The 16,599-nt window shown below is 60.2% G+C and carries 17 protein-coding genes; 12 read left to right on the plus strand and 5 right to left on the minus strand.

The genetic code is table 11. The features are described from left to right. Positions 1–87: 87 nt before the first annotated feature. On the plus strand, positions 88–2,658 hold the full coding sequence (locus ACOH1Z_RS08770; protein WP_449648060.1) for a LuxR C-terminal-related transcriptional regulator: 2,571 nt from the start codon (positions 88–90) through the stop codon (positions 2,656–2,658). Positions 2,659–2,698: 40 nt separating this feature from the next. Here ACOH1Z_RS08770 and ACOH1Z_RS08775 read toward each other — a convergent pair whose 3' ends face one another. Then, complete coding sequence (locus ACOH1Z_RS08775) at positions 2,699–3,190, minus strand: hypothetical protein (protein WP_449648061.1); 492 nt, start codon at positions 3,188–3,190, stop codon at positions 2,699–2,701. 113 nt (positions 3,191–3,303) lie between these two features. Here ACOH1Z_RS08775 and ACOH1Z_RS08780 point away from each other — a divergent pair, with 113 nt between their 5' ends. The 3 genes from ACOH1Z_RS08780 (at position 3,304) to ACOH1Z_RS08790 (ending at position 5,883) form a co-directional block, all read left to right on the plus strand. After that, complete coding sequence (locus tag ACOH1Z_RS08780) at positions 3,304–3,744, plus strand: nitroreductase family deazaflavin-dependent oxidoreductase (protein WP_449648062.1); 441 nt, start codon at positions 3,304–3,306, stop codon at positions 3,742–3,744. 89 nt (positions 3,745–3,833) lie between these two features. Beyond that, positions 3,834–5,192 carry a TrkH family potassium uptake protein gene (locus ACOH1Z_RS08785; RefSeq protein ID WP_449648063.1) on the plus strand — a complete coding sequence of 453 codons (1,359 nt, stop codon included), beginning with the start codon at positions 3,834–3,836 and terminating at the stop codon, positions 5,190–5,192. After that, the gene (locus tag ACOH1Z_RS08790) at positions 5,185–5,883 is read left to right on the plus strand and encodes a potassium channel family protein (RefSeq protein ID WP_449648064.1); all 699 of its coding nucleotides are present in this window, start codon (positions 5,185–5,187) and stop codon (positions 5,881–5,883) included. Before ACOH1Z_RS08785 ends, ACOH1Z_RS08790 begins: the two co-directional genes overlap by 8 nt. 46 nt (positions 5,884–5,929) lie before the next feature. On the opposite strand, the gene ACOH1Z_RS08795 is transcribed toward ACOH1Z_RS08790, so the two are convergent. After that, positions 5,930–6,574, minus strand: coding sequence for an alpha/beta hydrolase (locus ACOH1Z_RS08795; protein ID WP_449648065.1), 645 nt, complete (start codon positions 6,572–6,574; stop codon positions 5,930–5,932). An 85-nt stretch (positions 6,575–6,659) separates the two neighbouring features. Here ACOH1Z_RS08795 and ACOH1Z_RS08800 point away from each other — a divergent pair, with 85 nt between their 5' ends. The 3 genes from ACOH1Z_RS08800 to ACOH1Z_RS08810 are packed head-to-tail and all read left to right on the plus strand — an operon-like array spanning position 6,660 to position 10,098. Further along, entirely contained in the window at positions 6,660–8,327 is a 1,668-nt protein-coding gene (locus ACOH1Z_RS08800; protein WP_449648066.1) for a circularly permuted type 2 ATP-grasp protein, read from the plus strand. After that, on the plus strand, positions 8,321–9,253 hold the full coding sequence (locus ACOH1Z_RS08805; RefSeq protein ID WP_449648067.1) for an alpha-E domain-containing protein: 933 nt from the start codon (positions 8,321–8,323) through the stop codon (positions 9,251–9,253). Before ACOH1Z_RS08800 ends, ACOH1Z_RS08805 begins: the two co-directional genes overlap by 7 nt. Beyond that, complete coding sequence (locus ACOH1Z_RS08810; RefSeq protein ID WP_449648068.1) at positions 9,250–10,098, plus strand: transglutaminase family protein; 849 nt, start codon at positions 9,250–9,252, stop codon at positions 10,096–10,098. Before ACOH1Z_RS08805 ends, ACOH1Z_RS08810 begins: the two co-directional genes overlap by 4 nt. Before the next feature lie 63 nt (positions 10,099–10,161). On the opposite strand, the gene ACOH1Z_RS08815 is transcribed toward ACOH1Z_RS08810, so the two are convergent. After that, positions 10,162–11,499: an MFS transporter gene (locus ACOH1Z_RS08815; RefSeq protein ID WP_449648069.1), complete on the minus strand. Its 1,338-nt coding sequence runs from the start codon at positions 11,497–11,499 to the stop codon at positions 10,162–10,164. Continuing rightward, entirely contained in the window at positions 11,496–11,912 is a 417-nt protein-coding gene (locus tag ACOH1Z_RS08820) for a MarR family winged helix-turn-helix transcriptional regulator (RefSeq protein WP_449648070.1), read from the minus strand. The genes ACOH1Z_RS08815 and ACOH1Z_RS08820 overlap by 4 nt, the downstream gene beginning before the upstream one ends. A gap of 110 nt (positions 11,913–12,022) precedes the next feature. Here ACOH1Z_RS08820 and ACOH1Z_RS08825 point away from each other — a divergent pair, with 110 nt between their 5' ends. Genes ACOH1Z_RS08825 through ACOH1Z_RS08845 form a run of 5 tightly spaced genes read left to right on the plus strand, consistent with a single transcriptional unit; the run spans position 12,023 to position 16,264 of the window. Continuing rightward, on the plus strand, positions 12,023–12,931 hold the full coding sequence (locus ACOH1Z_RS08825) for an alpha/beta hydrolase (protein WP_449648071.1): 909 nt from the start codon (positions 12,023–12,025) through the stop codon (positions 12,929–12,931). Further along, positions 12,931–13,392, plus strand: coding sequence for an HIT family protein (locus ACOH1Z_RS08830; protein ID WP_449648072.1), 462 nt, complete (start codon positions 12,931–12,933; stop codon positions 13,390–13,392). The genes ACOH1Z_RS08825 and ACOH1Z_RS08830 overlap by 1 nt, the downstream gene beginning before the upstream one ends. 33 nt (positions 13,393–13,425) lie before the next feature. Then, the gene (gene lplAB / locus ACOH1Z_RS08835; RefSeq protein WP_449648217.1) at positions 13,426–14,475 is read left to right on the plus strand and encodes a lipoate-protein ligase LplAB; all 1,050 of its coding nucleotides are present in this window, start codon (positions 13,426–13,428) and stop codon (positions 14,473–14,475) included. Then, on the plus strand, positions 14,454–15,512 hold the full coding sequence (locus tag ACOH1Z_RS08840) for a FecCD family ABC transporter permease (protein ID WP_449648073.1): 1,059 nt from the start codon (positions 14,454–14,456) through the stop codon (positions 15,510–15,512). The genes lplAB and ACOH1Z_RS08840 overlap by 22 nt, the downstream gene beginning before the upstream one ends. Then, positions 15,509–16,264 (plus strand): heme ABC transporter ATP-binding protein, encoded by a 756-nt coding sequence (locus ACOH1Z_RS08845; protein WP_449648074.1) that lies wholly within the window; start codon positions 15,509–15,511, stop codon positions 16,262–16,264. Before ACOH1Z_RS08840 ends, ACOH1Z_RS08845 begins: the two co-directional genes overlap by 4 nt. 12 nt (positions 16,265–16,276) lie before the next feature. Here the strand turns inward: ACOH1Z_RS08845 and ACOH1Z_RS08850 are convergent, their stop codons facing one another. Further along, complete coding sequence (locus tag ACOH1Z_RS08850) at positions 16,277–16,561, minus strand: GNAT family N-acetyltransferase (protein WP_449648075.1); 285 nt, start codon at positions 16,559–16,561, stop codon at positions 16,277–16,279. Positions 16,562–16,599: the final 38 nt, after the last annotated feature.

The raw sequence follows: 16,599 nt of genomic DNA on the forward strand, positions 1-16,599 counted from the left end.
ATGCGTTCCAGACTAGCTATCCCTCCGGCTACGCCCTCCCACTATGCTGTGCGCCACGAGTATTCATTCGGCCGTGAAGGGACGTGCATGGTGCGATGGCCTGTAGTTCCCCGGGAAGTTGAGCGGGATGCTGTGCTGAGTGCCCTTCGTGGTGCCCGATCGCGATCGGTAATGTTGCGTGGACCAAGCGGCGTTGGCAAGACCACATTGGGCGCCCACATCGCGCAAGCGTTGCGCTCTGACGGGCGCACGATCGTGCCCGTTGTCGGTCTCGCCGAACTCACCGAAATACCTTTAGGGGCCCTCGCGCCGGTTCTTGCCAGTTCTGGCAGAGTCGATCTGGAAAGTGTGAGCGACCGCGTTCAAGCCCTCGTAGCGGTAGTGGGAGAGAACCCATCACAGTTCGTCCTCGTGATCGACGATGCGCCATTACTGGACGCCGTCTCGGCCGGTGTGCTTTACCAACTCGTGCGCGTCTTCGGCGTCACCACCCTGCTCACCGCCCGCGACTCTCACGACGTTTCCGGCCCCCTGGCGCGCCTACTGCACGAGAACCTCATCGATATCGTTGACCTCGAAGGCTTGAGCCTCGAACACAGCCAATCGATCCTCCAACAGTATTTGGGCGGCACACTGCGCCCTGAGAGTCTGCGAGCCCTCTTCGAGGCGAGCCGCGGCAACCCACTGATGCTGCGCGAACTGATCTTTGCGGCGACGCGAGCCGGCGGCATCCATAGCGGAGACTTTGGTGTTGAGGTTTCGGTCGCCGCCCTACCCAAACATGTGCGGGCGACGATCGCTGAGCGTCTCTTGCAGTTGAGCGTTGACGAGAGACGATTGGCTCGACTGATTGCCATTGCGCAGCCCATCCCGCTCGCCGCTATCCGTGCAGACGAATCTGATGTGCTCGCGCGACTCAGAGTGGAGGGTGTCGTTGAAGAGACTCGCGACGATGCGATCCCGTCTGTGCGACTCGCACATCCATTGTTCGCTGAAACTCTCGTCGGAGAACTTTCGCGGGCAGAGCGCGCAGAAATAATCCTCGAAGTTGCGGCACGGTTGACACCGATGGGGGATCAGCAACTGCGCTTCACGGCAACAGTGCTGCTGACCTCGACCGAAGCTCACATCAGTGATGATGAGTTGGATTGGGCTGCCAACTATGCGCATGCGGCCGGTGACCACACCATGGCAGCGATGCTGGCGGAGCGAGCCCAGGCAGCAGGGCGGCGCTTCGCCCCCGAGTTGGTATTGGGCAGTGCGCTGTCTGCGCTCGCGGAATCCGAACGATCCTCGCAGGTGTTTGAATCAGCGATTGATTTAGCCGCTGCCGATGAGGAGCGTGCGATTGCCCTCGCCAGATGGGGGCAACATGTGGCGTACCGTTTGGCTCGCCCGGCCGAAGCTGTGGAGAGAGTTCACGCTGAACTGAGCCGTCTGGATGCGCGGGGCCAGGCGATACTTCGCCCTGAGCTGGCCAAATGGCAACTGATGACCGGTGACGCCACTGCCCTCATTGACGTAGCGGATGCGGAAATGGCCGAGACGGGGGTTGGGGCGGTAAATGCAGGATTGACTGCCGCAATGATCGCGACCATGTCTGGTCACCCAGCCGAAGCATTTCAGGCCATTAGTCACACGCGGCCCTTAGCCGATGCGTTCCGGTTTGAAGCGCCATTCGCTGACGCACTGCTCGACCTCTCAGAGTTTCTTGCTCTCGTTGCTTCCGCCGAGATCGGGCGGGCTAGCGAATTTGCGGCTCAGCGTAGGCTCGATCGCTTTGCGGATTCGGCAGGCGTGTGGTCCTACGCTCTCGCGATCGTTCACTTGCACGCGGGCAAATTGAATGACGCAAACGCGCTCGCGGCCCTCGCCGTTGAACAATTGCGGTGGCGTGACTTCACTGGTCTCCTAGGCACCGCCACTGCGCTTCACGCCACCATCGAGGCGCAGCGTGGCGACCCAGAGGCCGCACGACAGTTGCTTGCTCAGATCGCGACCGAACATGCTGGCGACGCCAAAGTAATTCTCCAGCGTGCGGAGTGTGAAGCGTGGATCCTTGCTGGCGAAGGGCGCCACGAGGAAGGTGCAGCGGTCATCATCGCTGCAGTCGCCGAAGGCATCACCCTTGGCCACTTCCTGCTGAGCGCACTTACTCTCACCGTCGCACTGCGTCTCGGTCAGGCAGCTGCCGCGAGCGATCAACTGCAATTGCTCACCCAGTTGTCTCCAGCACCACTGGTGGCCCGCATCCACGAGTGGGGTGAAGCGGTGATTGCGGGGAATATTGCCACACTGTGTGATCTCGCACCCGCGCTCGCTGAGGCTGGTGTGGCAGCGCTCGCCGTGGATGGTTTGCTCACGGCAGCTCGCAACACCGCGAAGAATGGCAAACAAGAGTTGCAGCGCAAGGCCACTCTGTTGGCCAGCCGCCTTGCCGCCGACATGGATTATGTGGCTACCGAGAATGGTGGCGACGACCTCACTGAACGTGAGTGGATGATCGCCCGTGCAGCTGCTGGCCGTAAACGTAGTCGGGAGATCGGCCAGCAGCTGGGGCTGTCAGTTCGAACCGTGGACAACCATCTCGCTCGTATTTATCGCAAGTTGGGTGTCACCGGCCGAGTTGAGCTTGAGCAGGTTCTCGCAGAGTTGTAGCGGGCTGCACTCCTGCACTCCTGCTCACCTGCGATCGTTCCTATTCTTCGGTGGGGGTCGCAGTGAGGTTGACGGTTGCAGTTCCTTCGTCGTCTTGACCCCAGCTGTATTGAACCGACCACGAATCGCTCTGCAGTCCATAGGCGTAAGCGCCCTCGCCGAGGGAAATCTCGGAGATCACCTCGTAGCCGTTCGCAGTGAACTTCTCGAAGCCTGCCTGTGCTGCCTCCGGGCTGCCGACGGTGACGGTCACGTTGTAACTGCCGCCAACGGCGAGCGAAAGCACAATGTTGCCATCGGGAACCGGCACCTCGTTTGGCCATGAGTCGGGAAGTGAAGCGCCAGTGCCGTTGCCGTCGACGTCAACATCAACTCCGGTCGCGCCTTCAATCACATTCTCTACGGTGCCCTCGACGAGCCCGTTGGCAAGATCTTCGAGAGGGTTGCTGAAACAACCTGAGAGCGACACGGTGATGCCTGTGGCAATAACTAGGGTAATTGCGCTTCTCAGGGCGCGCTGTGATGTGATCATGCACACAGTAAAGCGTGAGCACCAACGGCGGCGCGTGAGTAGAAACTACCTAACTGTGCTTGGCGCGAGGAACGCTGCTGAACCGCTCAGCCAGTCAGGAGTACCGTTAAGGCATGCCATTAACAGGAGAGTACCAACCAAGCACCTCAGAGTGGGCCCGCAATCAGGCCGACACGTTTGAAGCCAGCAACGGCCACGAGGGCAACCTGATGCGGGGGATGCCCGTGATCGTTCTGACCACGGTTGGCGCCAAATCCGGTAAGTTGCGCAAGACCGCGCTCATGCGAGTGGAACACGATGGCAAGTATGCCGTTGTTGCTTCGCTCGGCGGAGCACCGAAGCATCCGGTCTGGTACTACAACATCGTGGCTCAGCCGCACGTTGAACTGCATGATGTTGGCTTCAAGGGCGACTTTATCGCGCGCGAAGTCACCGGTGATGAGAAGGCTCTCTGGTGGGAGCGCGCCGTGGCCGCCTACCCCGACTATGCCGACTACCAGGCAAAGACCGAGCGCGAAATTCCGGTCTTCATTCTCGAGCCATTAGAGGTCTAATTCGCGTTGTGAGCAACGCGTAATCGTCGGCTGACGGTGCGCGGCAAAACAGCGTCACGCCCGGTCTAAAACAGGCGTATCGTATCCCGGTGCACAATATCCTCCGTGGGACGGGTAGTAAGCGAAAACTGGTTCATCCAGCTCAGCTCACTCTTCTCGGGTTTTTGATTGGTATCGCTGCGGGAACGATCCTGCTGGCCTTACCGATTTCGCGTACCGGTCCCGGTGGCGCCAGTCTCGTTGAGGCATTCTTCACTGCCGTTTCTGCCATGTGTGTGACCGGTCATGTGATCGTCGATACCCCCACCTATTGGACGGGTTTCGGCCAGGTCGTCATCATGGTGCTCATTCAAGTGGGTGGGTTCGGTGTGATGACGTTCGCGTCGATCATCGGTATTGCGGTGGTGCGACGTATGTCGCTGCGTTCAAGGATCACTGCTGCCGCCGAAACGAAGAGCGTCGGCTTTGGCGATGTGCGCTCGCTCATTTTGGGCGTGCTCAAGATTTCTCTCATCATCGAGGGTGCTGGCGCGGTTATCCTCTTTTTCTGGTTCTGGTTGCACTACGGCAAAGGATTGGGGGAATCGGCTTGGCTGGCACTCTTCCACGCTGTCTCATCATTTAACAACGCCGGTTTTGCTCTGTTTAGTGACAACATGATGTCGTTCGTCGACGACCCGGTGGTTTCGCTCACGCTCTGTGCCGAAATTATTCTTGGCGGCCTCGGCTTCCCCGTGATCGTGCAATTGTTGCGCTACCGCGGCCAGAGTCTCAAATGGAGCATGAACACCCGGATTGTCGTAGCGGCAACACCTCTGCTTCTGATCGTCGGCACGTTCTACATCTCCCTTATCGAGTGGAACAATCCAGCAACGCTCGGCCCCCTCGACTGGCAAACCAAGATTCTTGCTGGCTTCTTTCAATCGGTTCAAACCCGCACGGCCGGCTTCAACAGCATCGACATCGGAGCCATGAGTGAAGCCACTCAGTTCGGGATGACCGCGCTCATGTTCATCGGCGGTGGTCCAGCAGGTACTGCCGGTGGCATCAAGATCACGACGTTCGCGGTGCTGTTCTTTATTCTTGTTGCCGAGGTGCGCGGCGATGGGGTCGTCAACGTCTTCGGCAAGCGACTGTCGCGCGCGGTGCACCGCCAAGCAATTGCGGTCGTCTTGCTTTCTGTTGGTGTTGTTGCGGCATCCACTGTCACGATCATGCTCATCTCGGGCTTGCCGCTTAGCCCGGTGCTCTTCGAGACGGTTTCTGCATTCGGCACCGTCGGCCTCTCGGAAGGCATCACGCCAGAACTGCCGATTGCAGCCCAACTAATTTTGGCTGTGCTCATGTTTGTTGGCCGACTTGGGCCTATTGGTTTCGCTACCGCGCTTGCTTTGCGCGAACGCGCCGTCATGTATGAACTTCCTAAAGAAAGGCCGATCATTGGTTAAATTGCGCATGTTCTCTGGTTCGGATGCCTCAAGTGTGGCCGCAGCAGATTCGGTTGCGGTGATTGGTTTGGGCCGTTTCGGTCGCGCGCTGGCGCTGGAACTCATGGCGAACGGGACCGAGGTGTTGGGTATAGACGCCGATGAATCCATCGTGCAAGAACTCAATGGTCAACTCACGCATGTGGTGTGCGCAGACTCCACTCGCGAGGAAGTGCTGCAGCAGTTGGCGGTGCCCGAGTTTGACCGCGTCGTTGTGGCGATTGGCAGTGACATTCAGGCGAGCATCCTCACCACTTCGTTGCTGTTGAGGTTCAATGTTGCGCATGTGTGGGCGAAGGCTGTGAGTGATGCGCACGGCACTATTCTCGAGCAGCTCGGGGTGAGCCACGTGATTTATCCGGAGAAAGAGATGGGGCGCCGGGTAGCCCACCTTGTGCGTGGCTCGATGCAGGACTACCTCGAGATCGGTGATGGGTTCTCGCTTGTCAAGATGGCCCCACCAGCCGGAATCGTCGGTAAAACGCTCGGAGAATCCCGAGTGCGTTCTTCCGCCGGGGTCACGATCACAGCAGTGCGACCGCACGGGGGAGCGTGGACCTACACGGACGAGAACACGGTCATCGCGGTGGACGACACAATCCTGGTGTCCGGATCAACCGCCAAAGCGGAAGCCTTCAGCCTGCGTCGCTAGAGCGGCAACGTCGAAGCATTCCCACCGAGGTCTTATTTAGCGAGGGTTAGCGCAGCGAGCTCAACCAGATTTCGCACAGCGACTGCCACGCCTCAGCGGGCGTTCCCTCAGCGAGCCCCAAGCCGTGCTTTCCGTCGGCGAACACGTGCAATTCGTGTCGCACGCCAGCAGCAGCGAGCGCGGCAGCGAGCGGATACGAATGCTCCGCGACCGGAACCGGACCATCGGCGGCAGTGTGCCAGATGAACATTGGCGGAGTTTCTGGGGTTACCAACAACTCAAGCGACGTGTCTTCACGAAGATAATCGTTGGCATCCAGACCAATCAGATTCTCGCGCGACTGGGCATGAGTTGGCGTGACCATGCTGACTACCGGGTAGCCGAGGACGGCGAAATCTGGCCGCTCTTCTGACTTCGCGATGGGGGCAACAGCAGCGTGACCGGCGAGGTGCCCACCGGCCGAGAAACCCAAAACGCCCACGATCGTGGCCCCAGCGGCACGTTCTTTGGCAATTTCAGACTGAATTGCCAGCAACGGGGCCGGATGCTTCGTGGCGACGGGGTAATCAACGACTCGAGCATTCCACCCGATTGATCGCAACCAGCCAGCAATAGGCTCGCGTTCGTGGGGTGCGAGTCGCGCGTACCCTCCGCCGGGGAGAACAAGAATGGTGGGGAGGGTGTGAGGCATTACTTAACTGTAAATTGTGCGCGACGTTCTGCCGTAATCGACCCGCTAGCGAGCGGAAATCGTCTCAGGCGAATAGTGTCTGTATATGGCAGATTTGTTTGACGGATACACATCAAGCGCCTCCAAACGCACCGGACCAGCGGCGTGGGATGAGATGTTCTCTGCTGATAGCGAGATTCGTCGCCCTTATCGGGAGATCCACGACGCACTCGCTCAGATGACTCAAGAAGAGTTGCGTGGGCGCACTGAAGCGCTGGCAGATAGCTACCTCGCCCAGGGCGTCACCTTCGACTTTGCGGGCGAAGAGAGACCTTTCCCGCTCGACCCGGTTCCCAGAGTTATCGACCTCTCTGAGTGGAAACAGGTCGAGAGTGGTGTTAAGCAGCGGGTGCGTGCACTCGAAGCTTTTCTTGCTGACATTTACGGGCCGCAGAATGCGATCAAAGACGGTGTGATTCCCGCTCGGATGATCACCTCATCCAGTCACTTTCATCGTCAAGCTGCTGGTATCGATCCAGCAAATGGTGTGCGCATTCAAGTCAGCGGCATCGATCTGATTCGTGACGAGGTTGGCGCGTGGCGAGTCCTTGAAGACAATGTGCGCGTTCCCAGCGGTGTGAGCTACGTCATCTCGAATCGTCGAGTGATGGCCCAGACCCTGCCAGAACTTTTTGTCTCCATGCGTGTTCGCCCCGTTGGCGACTACCCGCACAAATTGCTGCAGGCCCTCCGCGCGAGCGCACCGAGTGGCATCGAAGAGCCGACAGTTGTTGTGCTCACCCCCGGTGTCTATAACTCCGCCTACTTCGAGCACACACTGCTCGCCCGCCTCATGGGTGTCGAGCTTGTTGAAGGTCGTGACCTCTTCTGTTCTGGCGGTCGCGTCTGGATGCGAACCACCGCCGGGCCAACCCGGGTCGATGTGATCTACCGTCGCGTTGACGACGAATTCCTTGACCCGCTGCAGTTCCGTGCCGACTCGATGCTCGGCAGTCCTGGCATGATGCTCGCGGCTCGCCTCGGCAACGTGACGATCGCCAACGCGGTCGGAAACGGCGTAGCCGACGACAAGCTCGTCTACACCTACCTGCCCGATCTCACCGAGTACTACCTCGGCGAGAAAGCCATCATTCCCAACGTGAAAACGTGGCGCCTCGAAGATCCGGGAGCCCTCGAAGAGGTGCTCGACCGCCTCGATGAGCTGGTGGTGAAGCCGGTTGATGGATCAGGCGGCAAGGGTCTCGTTATTGGCCCAGCGGCATCCAAGGAGGAATTGGCAACGCTGAAGACGCAGTTGCGCAAAGACCCCCGAGGCTGGATCGCGCAACCCGTCGTGCAACTCTCCACCATTCCGACCGTTGTCGATGACGGTATGCGCCCACGTCACGCCGACCTTCGACCGTTCGCTGTCAATGACGGCAACGACGTTTGGGTTCTGCCTGGCGGGCTCACCCGCGTGGCTTTGCCCGAGGGTCAACTCGTCGTCAACAGCTCACAGGGTGGTGGTTCGAAAGACACCTGGGTTGTTGGTCGCGAGCGCATCGAAGAACCATCAGACACCGTTCAGGGCCTTGTGGAGCGACAGGCTGACACGGAGGCAATCACCGTGATCACTCCTGAGATGTTGCTTGAAGCGAGCGCTCACGAAGATCACGCTGAAGACCACGACAGCAGCCACACTCTTACGCACAGAAAGCGTCAAGAGGAACAGCAACAGCAGAGTGACGACATCGAGGGAGGTCAATCATGCTGAGCCGCATCGCAGAATCGCTGTTCTGGATCGGGCGTTACATTGAGCGTGCCGACGGAACCGCCCGCATCCTCGACGTCCACCTCCAGCTGTTGCTTGAAGATCCGTGGATCGAAGAAGACGATGCTTGCCGCGCCCTCTTGAGCGTGATGGGAAGCGAGGCTCCTGCCGACGCCGTGCTCACGCGCGGTGACGTGCTGTCGATCCTCGCCGTCGACCGTTCTGAGCCGGCATCGATTGCCTACTCACTCGGTGCCGCTCGCGAGAACGCACGGCGAGCACGAGAAATCGTCTCGACAGAGTTGTGGGAATGCCTCAACACCACGAGGGCCCGGATGCCGCGTCGCATTTCAGAAGACAAAGTCAGTGACTTTTTCTCCTGGGTTCGCGAACGCAGCGCTTTGGCTGTTGGCATCATCGAGTCGGCGACAAGCCGCGATGAGGCGTGGCAGTTCTTCACCCTCGGTCGCAGCTTGGAGCGCGCGGACATGACCGCACGCCTGCTGGCAACCCGCAGCCTTACCGAGGCCAGTGGTCCTTCGTGGACCACGATCCTTCGCTCCTGTGGCGCCTACGAGCCTTACCTGCGCACGTACCGTGGTGTGCCGAGTGCGAGCAACGCAGCAGAGTTCCTGTTGCTTGATCGACTGTTCCCGCGCAGCATCCTCTTCTCGGTATCTCGCGCAGAGGACTCGATTCGCGAGCTTGAGCCTCGCCGCATAAACCGTGTTGGGGTTGCCGATGATGCGCAGCGCCTGCTCGGCAAAATTCGCAGCGAGCTCGAGTATCGACCGATCAACGAAATTTTGGATGATCTGCCCCACCACATGGACCGTGTGCAGGCAGCAACGAGTGCGGCTTCGGAGGCGGTGCGTCACCGCTACTTCCCGACGAATGCCGCTCCCGAGTGGGTTGGAGAGATCTCATGAAACGCTTAAGGATCGTTCACTCCACAGGGTTCAGCTACGGCGGAGAAGTCACAGCGTCCTATAACGAGGCTCGGATGCTTCCGGCCAGCGTTGAGGGACAGCTCGTGTTGTTCTCCAATCTGGACATCTTGCCGCTGTCGAGCCAGAGCAACTATGTCGACTATTGGGGTTCACGCGTCGCCTCCTTTGAGGTGCTCACTGGCCACAAGGAGCTGTCGCTCACGGCGACAAGCCTTGTCGAGGTCCACGAGCGTGAGCACGTGTCTGAGTGCATGGGGTGGGATGAGCTTGCTGCGACGGCCGAACTGTCGATGGATGCCGTTGAAAACCTCAGCCAGACGCGGCGCACCGAGCCGCCGGCAGAAGTGATCGCGCTCGCAAAAGACATTGCTTCGAAGTCGGATGACGCGTGCGAGAGCGCGCTGCAGATCTCGATGGCGATCGGTAACGCGATCCAATACATGAGCGGCGTCACCGGTGTGGCGACGACTGCAGCAGAAGCCTGGGCTGGTGGCAAAGGTGTCTGCCAAGACATTGCGCATCTCGCGTTGGGTGCTTTGCGTTCGGTCGGCATCCCGGCCCGGTATGTTTCTGGCTACCTTCACCCGAAACCGGATGCCGCTATCGGCGAGACGGTCACGGGCGAGTCCCACGCGTGGATCGAATGGTTCTGTAATGGGCAGTGGCGTGGCTACGACCCCACGAACCTGATCGACATCGGTGACCGGCACGTTCTGGTGGGTCGCGGTCGCGACTACAACGACGTTCCGCCGCTGCGCGGTGTCTACGCTGGCCCATTCGGGTCGAAGCTATTCGTGAGTGTGGAGATTACGCGCGAGGCCTAGCCTGAGCCGTACACACCGCGGCGTGAGGGGTGCGATGCTGCGAGCATCCGCCCCTCACGCTAGCTAGCTTGTGCGACGCATTGTGCTTTCGACGATCGCGATCTCTTGAGTAGCGAGTTCGCGCTCTTCGTCTGGCGTTGGCTCGGGAGGGAAGCGCAATCGAAGGCGGAAGCGACTTTCGGGCACGCGGCCGACGCGCATCCCGCGGCTGTAGACGAGCCAGGTGGTGGCGAACGCAGCGGCGAGCAGGCCGGAGAGTGAGCCGATTCCGAGCGCCCAGCGCGCTCCGAGTTCGTTGGCGGCCCAGCCAACGATCGGTGCGCCGATTGGGGTGCCGCCGGCGAAGATAGCTAGGTAGAGTGCCATGACCCGGCCGCGCATGATGGGGGTGGTGGAGGTCTGCACGTAGGCGTTTGCGGTGGTCATCATCGTCAGTGACGAGACGCCGACGATCGTGAGAGCAGCGCCGAAAGTCCAGTAGCTGGGGGAGAGAGCGGCGAGCAGGCACGCCACGCCAAAGAAGACAGAGCCGATGACGACGACGCCGAGGCGTGCGCGTTCTCGTCGAGCGGCCAGCAGGGACCCGACGATCGCACCGACCGCCATCATCGAAGAGAGCAGCCCAAACTCTGCTGCTCCTTTGCCGAACTCGGCGGTGGCCATGGTGGAAATGAAGACAGGGAAGTTGAAGCCAAACGTTCCTACGAGAAACACCATGACGAGCACAATCAGGATGTCTGGTCGATTGCGAACGTAGCGGAGCCCATCCCGAATCTGGCCCTTCGCTCGCCCGAGCTTGGCCACCGGGTAGAGCTGGTTGCGGCGGATGAACCACAGCGAGGCGAGCACGCCCGCGAAGGAGGCGGCATTCACGAGGAACACCGGGCCTGAGCCGATCGCGGCGACAAGCACGCCAGCGATGGCTGGGCCAATGAGGCGTGCGCTCTGGAACGACATCGAGTTGAGGGCGACAGCGTTGGGGAGGTCTTTGTCGCTCACGAGCTCTGACACGAAGGCCTGACGAACGGGCGCATCAATCGCGGTTGCGACACCGAGAAGCAGAGCAAAAACGTAGACGTGCCACAACTCAACATGGTCAGAGATCACGAGGATGCCGAGGCCGAGCGCAAGAATAAACTGGCTGAACTGCGTCCACAGCAACACGACGCGGCGGTCAAAACGGTCGGCAATGATTCCAGCGATGGGCATCAGTAGCAGTAGCGGGCCGAACTGCAGGGCCATCGTGAAGCCGAGAGCGGCGGCATCGTGGTCGGTCAGTTCGGTGAGAACGATCCAGTCTTGGGCGGTGCGTTGCATCCATGCGCCCGTATTGGAGACGATTGCGCCAATCGTCCAGAGTCGGTAGTTGAAGAAGCGGAGCGAGCGAAACATTGCGCTCACGAATTGGCTAACTTCAGCAGCACTGGAATGGCTGCATGGAGGGCGTTGTGCTCTTCGGCGGTGAGGGTCGAGAGTTCGGCAGCGAACCACTCGGCGCGACGCTGGCGAGTCTTATCGACGAGCTCCTTGCCGGCATCCGTCGCTTCGATGAGAACTTTTCGGCCGTCGTCTGGAGAGCTAGAGCGAGTGATGAGGCCTTCGTCACTGAGGCAATTGACGGTGCGATTCATTGACGGCGGGGTCACACGTTCGTGCTCGGCGAGCGCGGCAAGGGTGCTGCCTCCGTGATGGCTCAGTACGTAGAGCACGGAGAGTTGGCTGTCGCTCAGGGTGTCGTCGTGGCGTTGCTGCCGAATACGGCGAGCGATGCGCATGAGAGCGATTCTGAGTTCGTCGTCTAGTTTGTCTGGCACTTTAGTTAGTCTAGCAAATTAGTCTTGCTAACTAAATGCCGAAGGCGGTTGACTGCGTTTCCTCACATCGATGCACCCCCGCCGTACTATGGAAGAAGCAAGGAGGCCCAATGCCCAAGTTCACGGTGCCAAGAACTGACCACTCCTACACGGACGCCCAGGGAGTGACAATCCACTATTACGTGTGGAAGTCGCCCCATGCCCACGCTGTCCTCCAGCTCACGCACGGCCTCGGCGACCACGCGAGACGCTACGAATACGTGGCCCAAGCGCTCGCGACCGCTGGCTACACCGTCTATGCCGACGATCACCGCGGCCACGGTGCAACCGGGCTCGACCAGTACGAGGGCGACGCCAGCAAACTGGGAAAGCTCGGCAAGGGCGGACTGCGGGCAGCAACCGAAAACATCCGAGAGCTCACGACGATCATTCGCGCAGAAAACCCTGACCTGCCGGTTGCTCTACTCGGCCACTCGTGGGGCTCGCTGATGGTGCAAGACGTGCTCAACACCCATGCAGACGAATACGAGGTCGCGATCCTCACCGGCACGGCGCATCGCACCTTTGCCCACATGAACAGTGGCAACCTGAACGCGCAGCACAAAGACCTCGGAACCACCGGCTACGAATGGTTGAGCCGTGACCCGCAGGTCGCCGAAGATTTCATCAACGATCCGTTGACCTTCTATGCGGATGCCCTCAAGCTCTTCGGTCCCATCGATGGGCTGCGCCTGCTTGGCCGCCCCACTAAGCACATCAAGCGCGATATTCCGCTGCTGATCATGATCGGCGACGAGGATTCGCTTGGCGGTGTTACGAGCATTGAGTGGCTTGCGGCCGACTATGCCACGCGCTCCAAACTGACTGACATGGAAGCAATCGTGTATCCGGGTGCCCGCCACGAAATCTTCAACGAGAGCAATAAAGACGAAGTAATCGCCGATCTGGTCGCGTGGTTAGATGTGCGGCTCAAGCCAGCACCGCACAAGGCTGCGTCCAAGGCCGCTTCGCACGAATAATGGCGTCAATTTTCACCGAGATTCTGAACGGTCGCTCGCCAGGTCGCTTTGTGTGGGCGGATGACCGTGTCTTTGCCATTCTCACTATCGAGCCTCGCAGGCCAGGTCATGTGCTCGTCATTCCGCGTCTCGAGGTCGATCGGTGGAGCGACCTCGATGAAGAGTTGGCGATGCACATTTTTCGTGTTGGGCGCCTGATTGGGCTTGCTCAGCGTGAAGAGTGGGATGCCGATCGCGTTGGCCTCATGTTCGAGGGCTATCGGGTTCCGCACGCGCACTTGCACATATGGCCGTCGTGGAATGTGTATGAATACAGTCACACGGGCATCGAACGTTTTCCGGGCGTAGCAGCTCTTGACGATGCGTTCGCGCGGTTGCGAAGCCGAATGATCGCTCACGGTCACGAAGAGTTCGTTCCTCCGCTCGACTGGCCGACTCCATCGGCGGATGCCGCACATTAGGCTGGATTCAGCACAACTAGACAGGGGTGAATGATGCACGGCGAATTCAAGGTACCCGGCGGAAAACTTGTAGTGGTCGATCTCGACGTTGTTGACGACACCATCACCGACTTCCGGCTCGCTGGCGACTTCTTTCTTGAACCCGATGAAGCACTCGCGGCGATCGACAGTGCTGTCAACGGTCTCCCCGCCAACTCCGACGCGAAGTCGATTACGGCGGCGATTCAGCAGTGCCTTCCCGAGGGCACCGTGATGCTCGGCTTCTCGGCCGAATCGGTGGCCACGGCCATCCGTCGCGCTCTTCAACGTGCCACAACGTGGAAAGACTACGAGTGGCAAATTGTGACCGGCCCGCCGCTCGAACCTCGCGTACAGATGGCAATGGATCAGGTGCTCGCCGACGAGGTAGCTTCCGGTCGCCGCAAGCCCACTTTGCGCATTTGGGAATGGGACAAGCCCGCCGTCGTCATCGGCAGCTTTCAGTCTGTGCGCAATGAGGTCGACCTCGACAATGCCAAGAAATTTGGTTTCGAGGTCGTGAGACGCATTTCTGGTGGCGGTGCCATGTTCATGGAAGCCGGCACGGTCATCACCTATTCGATCTATGCGCCCGTTGAACTCGTTCACGGCATGACCTTTGCCGACTCGTATGCCTTCCTCGACGAGTGGGTCATTATTGCTCTCAAATCACTGGGCATCGACGCCAGCTATCAACCGCTCAATGACATCGCGAGCCCGACCGGCAAGATCGGAGGGGCCGCCCAAAAACGCCTCGGCGCCGGCGCAGTGCTTCACCACGTCACCATGAGCTACGACATCGATGGCGAAAAAATGGTTCAGGTTCTGCGTATCGGTCGCGAGAAGATGAGCGACAAGGGCACCAAATCGGCAGCAAAGCGCGTTGATCCTCTGCGCAGTCAGACCGGAATGGAACGCTCCGAAATTTTGGACCGAATGGTCGCCACCTTCCGCGGGCTATACGGACTCACCGAGAGCGAAATCACGAGTGACGAGCTTGCCCGTGCCGAAGAGCTCGTCGTCGAGAAGTTCGGCACCGAAGAGTGGTTGCAGCGCGTTCCGTGAACCCCACCCTTCGCGGCCTGACCCTGTCGCTCACCCTCGCCGCACTCCTCCTTGGTGGCATCGTGGCGTCAGCGGTGCTCGGGCAATTGCCCGTCAGCCCGGCGGAAGTCGGCGGCTCACTCCTGCGGGCCCTGGGTATTCAGAATGACTGGGCACCAACCGACGGAATCGTGGAATCCACGCTCTGGGTAGTGCGATTTCCCCGCATAGCAATGGCCATGGTGGTTGGCGCAGCACTCGCGGTCGCCGGAGCTGTGATGCAAGCCATTTTTGGAAACCCGCTGGCGGAACCTGGGGTGGTTGGGGTGTCATCCGGTGCAGCACTCGGTGCAGCGATCGCCATCGTGGTTGGTGTAGCAGCACTCGGAGATAGTGCGATTGCGCTCTTCGCGTTTGTCGGCGGTCTGCTTGCTACCTTGCTGGTGTATTTCGTGTCGCGAGCCAACGGCCGCACCGAAGTGGTTACTCTGCTGCTGACCGGTATCGCAGTCAACGCCTTTGCCGGCGCGGGGCTCGCCTTCTTGCTGTTTGTCGCCGACTCCGGCAGCCGCGAACAAATTGTGTTCTGGCAACTGGGGTCTCTCAACGGTTCACGCTGGAGCGAAGTGCTCATCGTCGCCCTCGTCACGGCGATCGGACTTGCCGCTGCCGTTGTTCTTGCGAGGCCGTTCGACCTGCTCTCTCTGGGGGAGCGGAATGCCCGCCACCTCGGCGTCAATGTTGAGCGCCTGCGCATTGTGTCGATCGTGATCGTTGCGCTGCTCACCGGAGTCGCGGTCGCCTTTTGCGGCATCATCGCCTTCGTGGGGCTCGTCGTGCCCCACGCCATGCGGATGGCCATCGGCCCAGCCCACCGCCAACTCATCGTCGCGAGTGCCGTCGGTGGCGGCGTGCTGCTCGTGCTCTCAGACCTCCTCGCCCGTTCGGTAGTGCCAGGCGGAGATCTGCCCATTGGGCTGCTGACCTCACTCGTTGGTGGCCCATTCTTCTTCTACCTCCTGTTCCGTCAGCGCAAACGCAGCGGAGGTTGGGCATGATTAGTGCACGCAACGTCGGAGTCCGCCTCGACTCTCGCGACATCCTCAACGGAGTGAGCCTCGACGTTCAGCGCGGCGAAGTGCTCGCGCTCGTCGGGCCAAACGGTGCCGGAAAGTCGACACTGCTCTCAGTCTTGAGCGGCGAGCGCAAGCCAGACAGCGGAACCGTGACCATTGATGGTCGGGATGTTGGCGGCATCCGTCACGCCGAGCTCGCCCAATTGCGGGCAGTACTCACGCAAGAGAACAGCGTGAGCTTTCCCTTTAGAGTTTCCGAAGTTGTGGCCATGGGCCGCAGCCCGTGGGCTCGTTCGGTGGAAAGCCGTGACGACGTTGCCGTCGTGAACGCAGCGCTCGAAGCGACGGATGTTGCCCACCTGGGCGCGCGCCGCTACACAACGCTGTCTGGTGGCGAAAAGGCGCGAGTCTCCCTTGCGCGGGTGCTGGCCCAGCACACCCCAGTCGTGTTTCTCGATGAGCCAACAGCGGCCCTTGACCTGCGTCACCAAGAAGATGTCATGCGGGCGGCGAAAGCGATGGCCGCAGAGGACCGCGCCGTTGTTGTGGTGCTGCACGATCTCAGTTTGGCCGGGGCATACTCTGACCGGCTTGCCCTCATTGCCCACGGAAAGCTCGATGCGATCGGCACCCCGAGTGAGGTCCTGACAGCCGAGCGTGTCGAACGCGTCTACGGACTCGCGGTCGACCTGCACGACGTCGGCGGGCATCCGGTCGTCGTCCCTCGGCGTTAAAGCACTGCTCAGTTAGCGGTTGAGCAGGTCACGATATTCGGGATGTTCGGCGATGAAGTGGCTGATGAACTCGCATTTGGCAACGACGCGGGCTTCGGTTTCGGCGCGCACGAGGTTGAGGGCTCCGCGACCGAGCTCATTTGCGAGACCCTGACCGCGGAACTTGGGGTCGATCTCGGTGTGTACAAAGACGATCGTGTCATCGCGCAACTGGTAGTCAGAGATACCAGCCTGAACGCCATCAACGAGCAGCTCATAGCGGTGCATTGCTGGGTCGTGGATTACTTCGCTGGCCATAGTTCAAGCCTACTCGCGACGTCAAGGCGCTAGCGTTA

The organism is Rhodoglobus sp. (assembly GCF_053580035.1).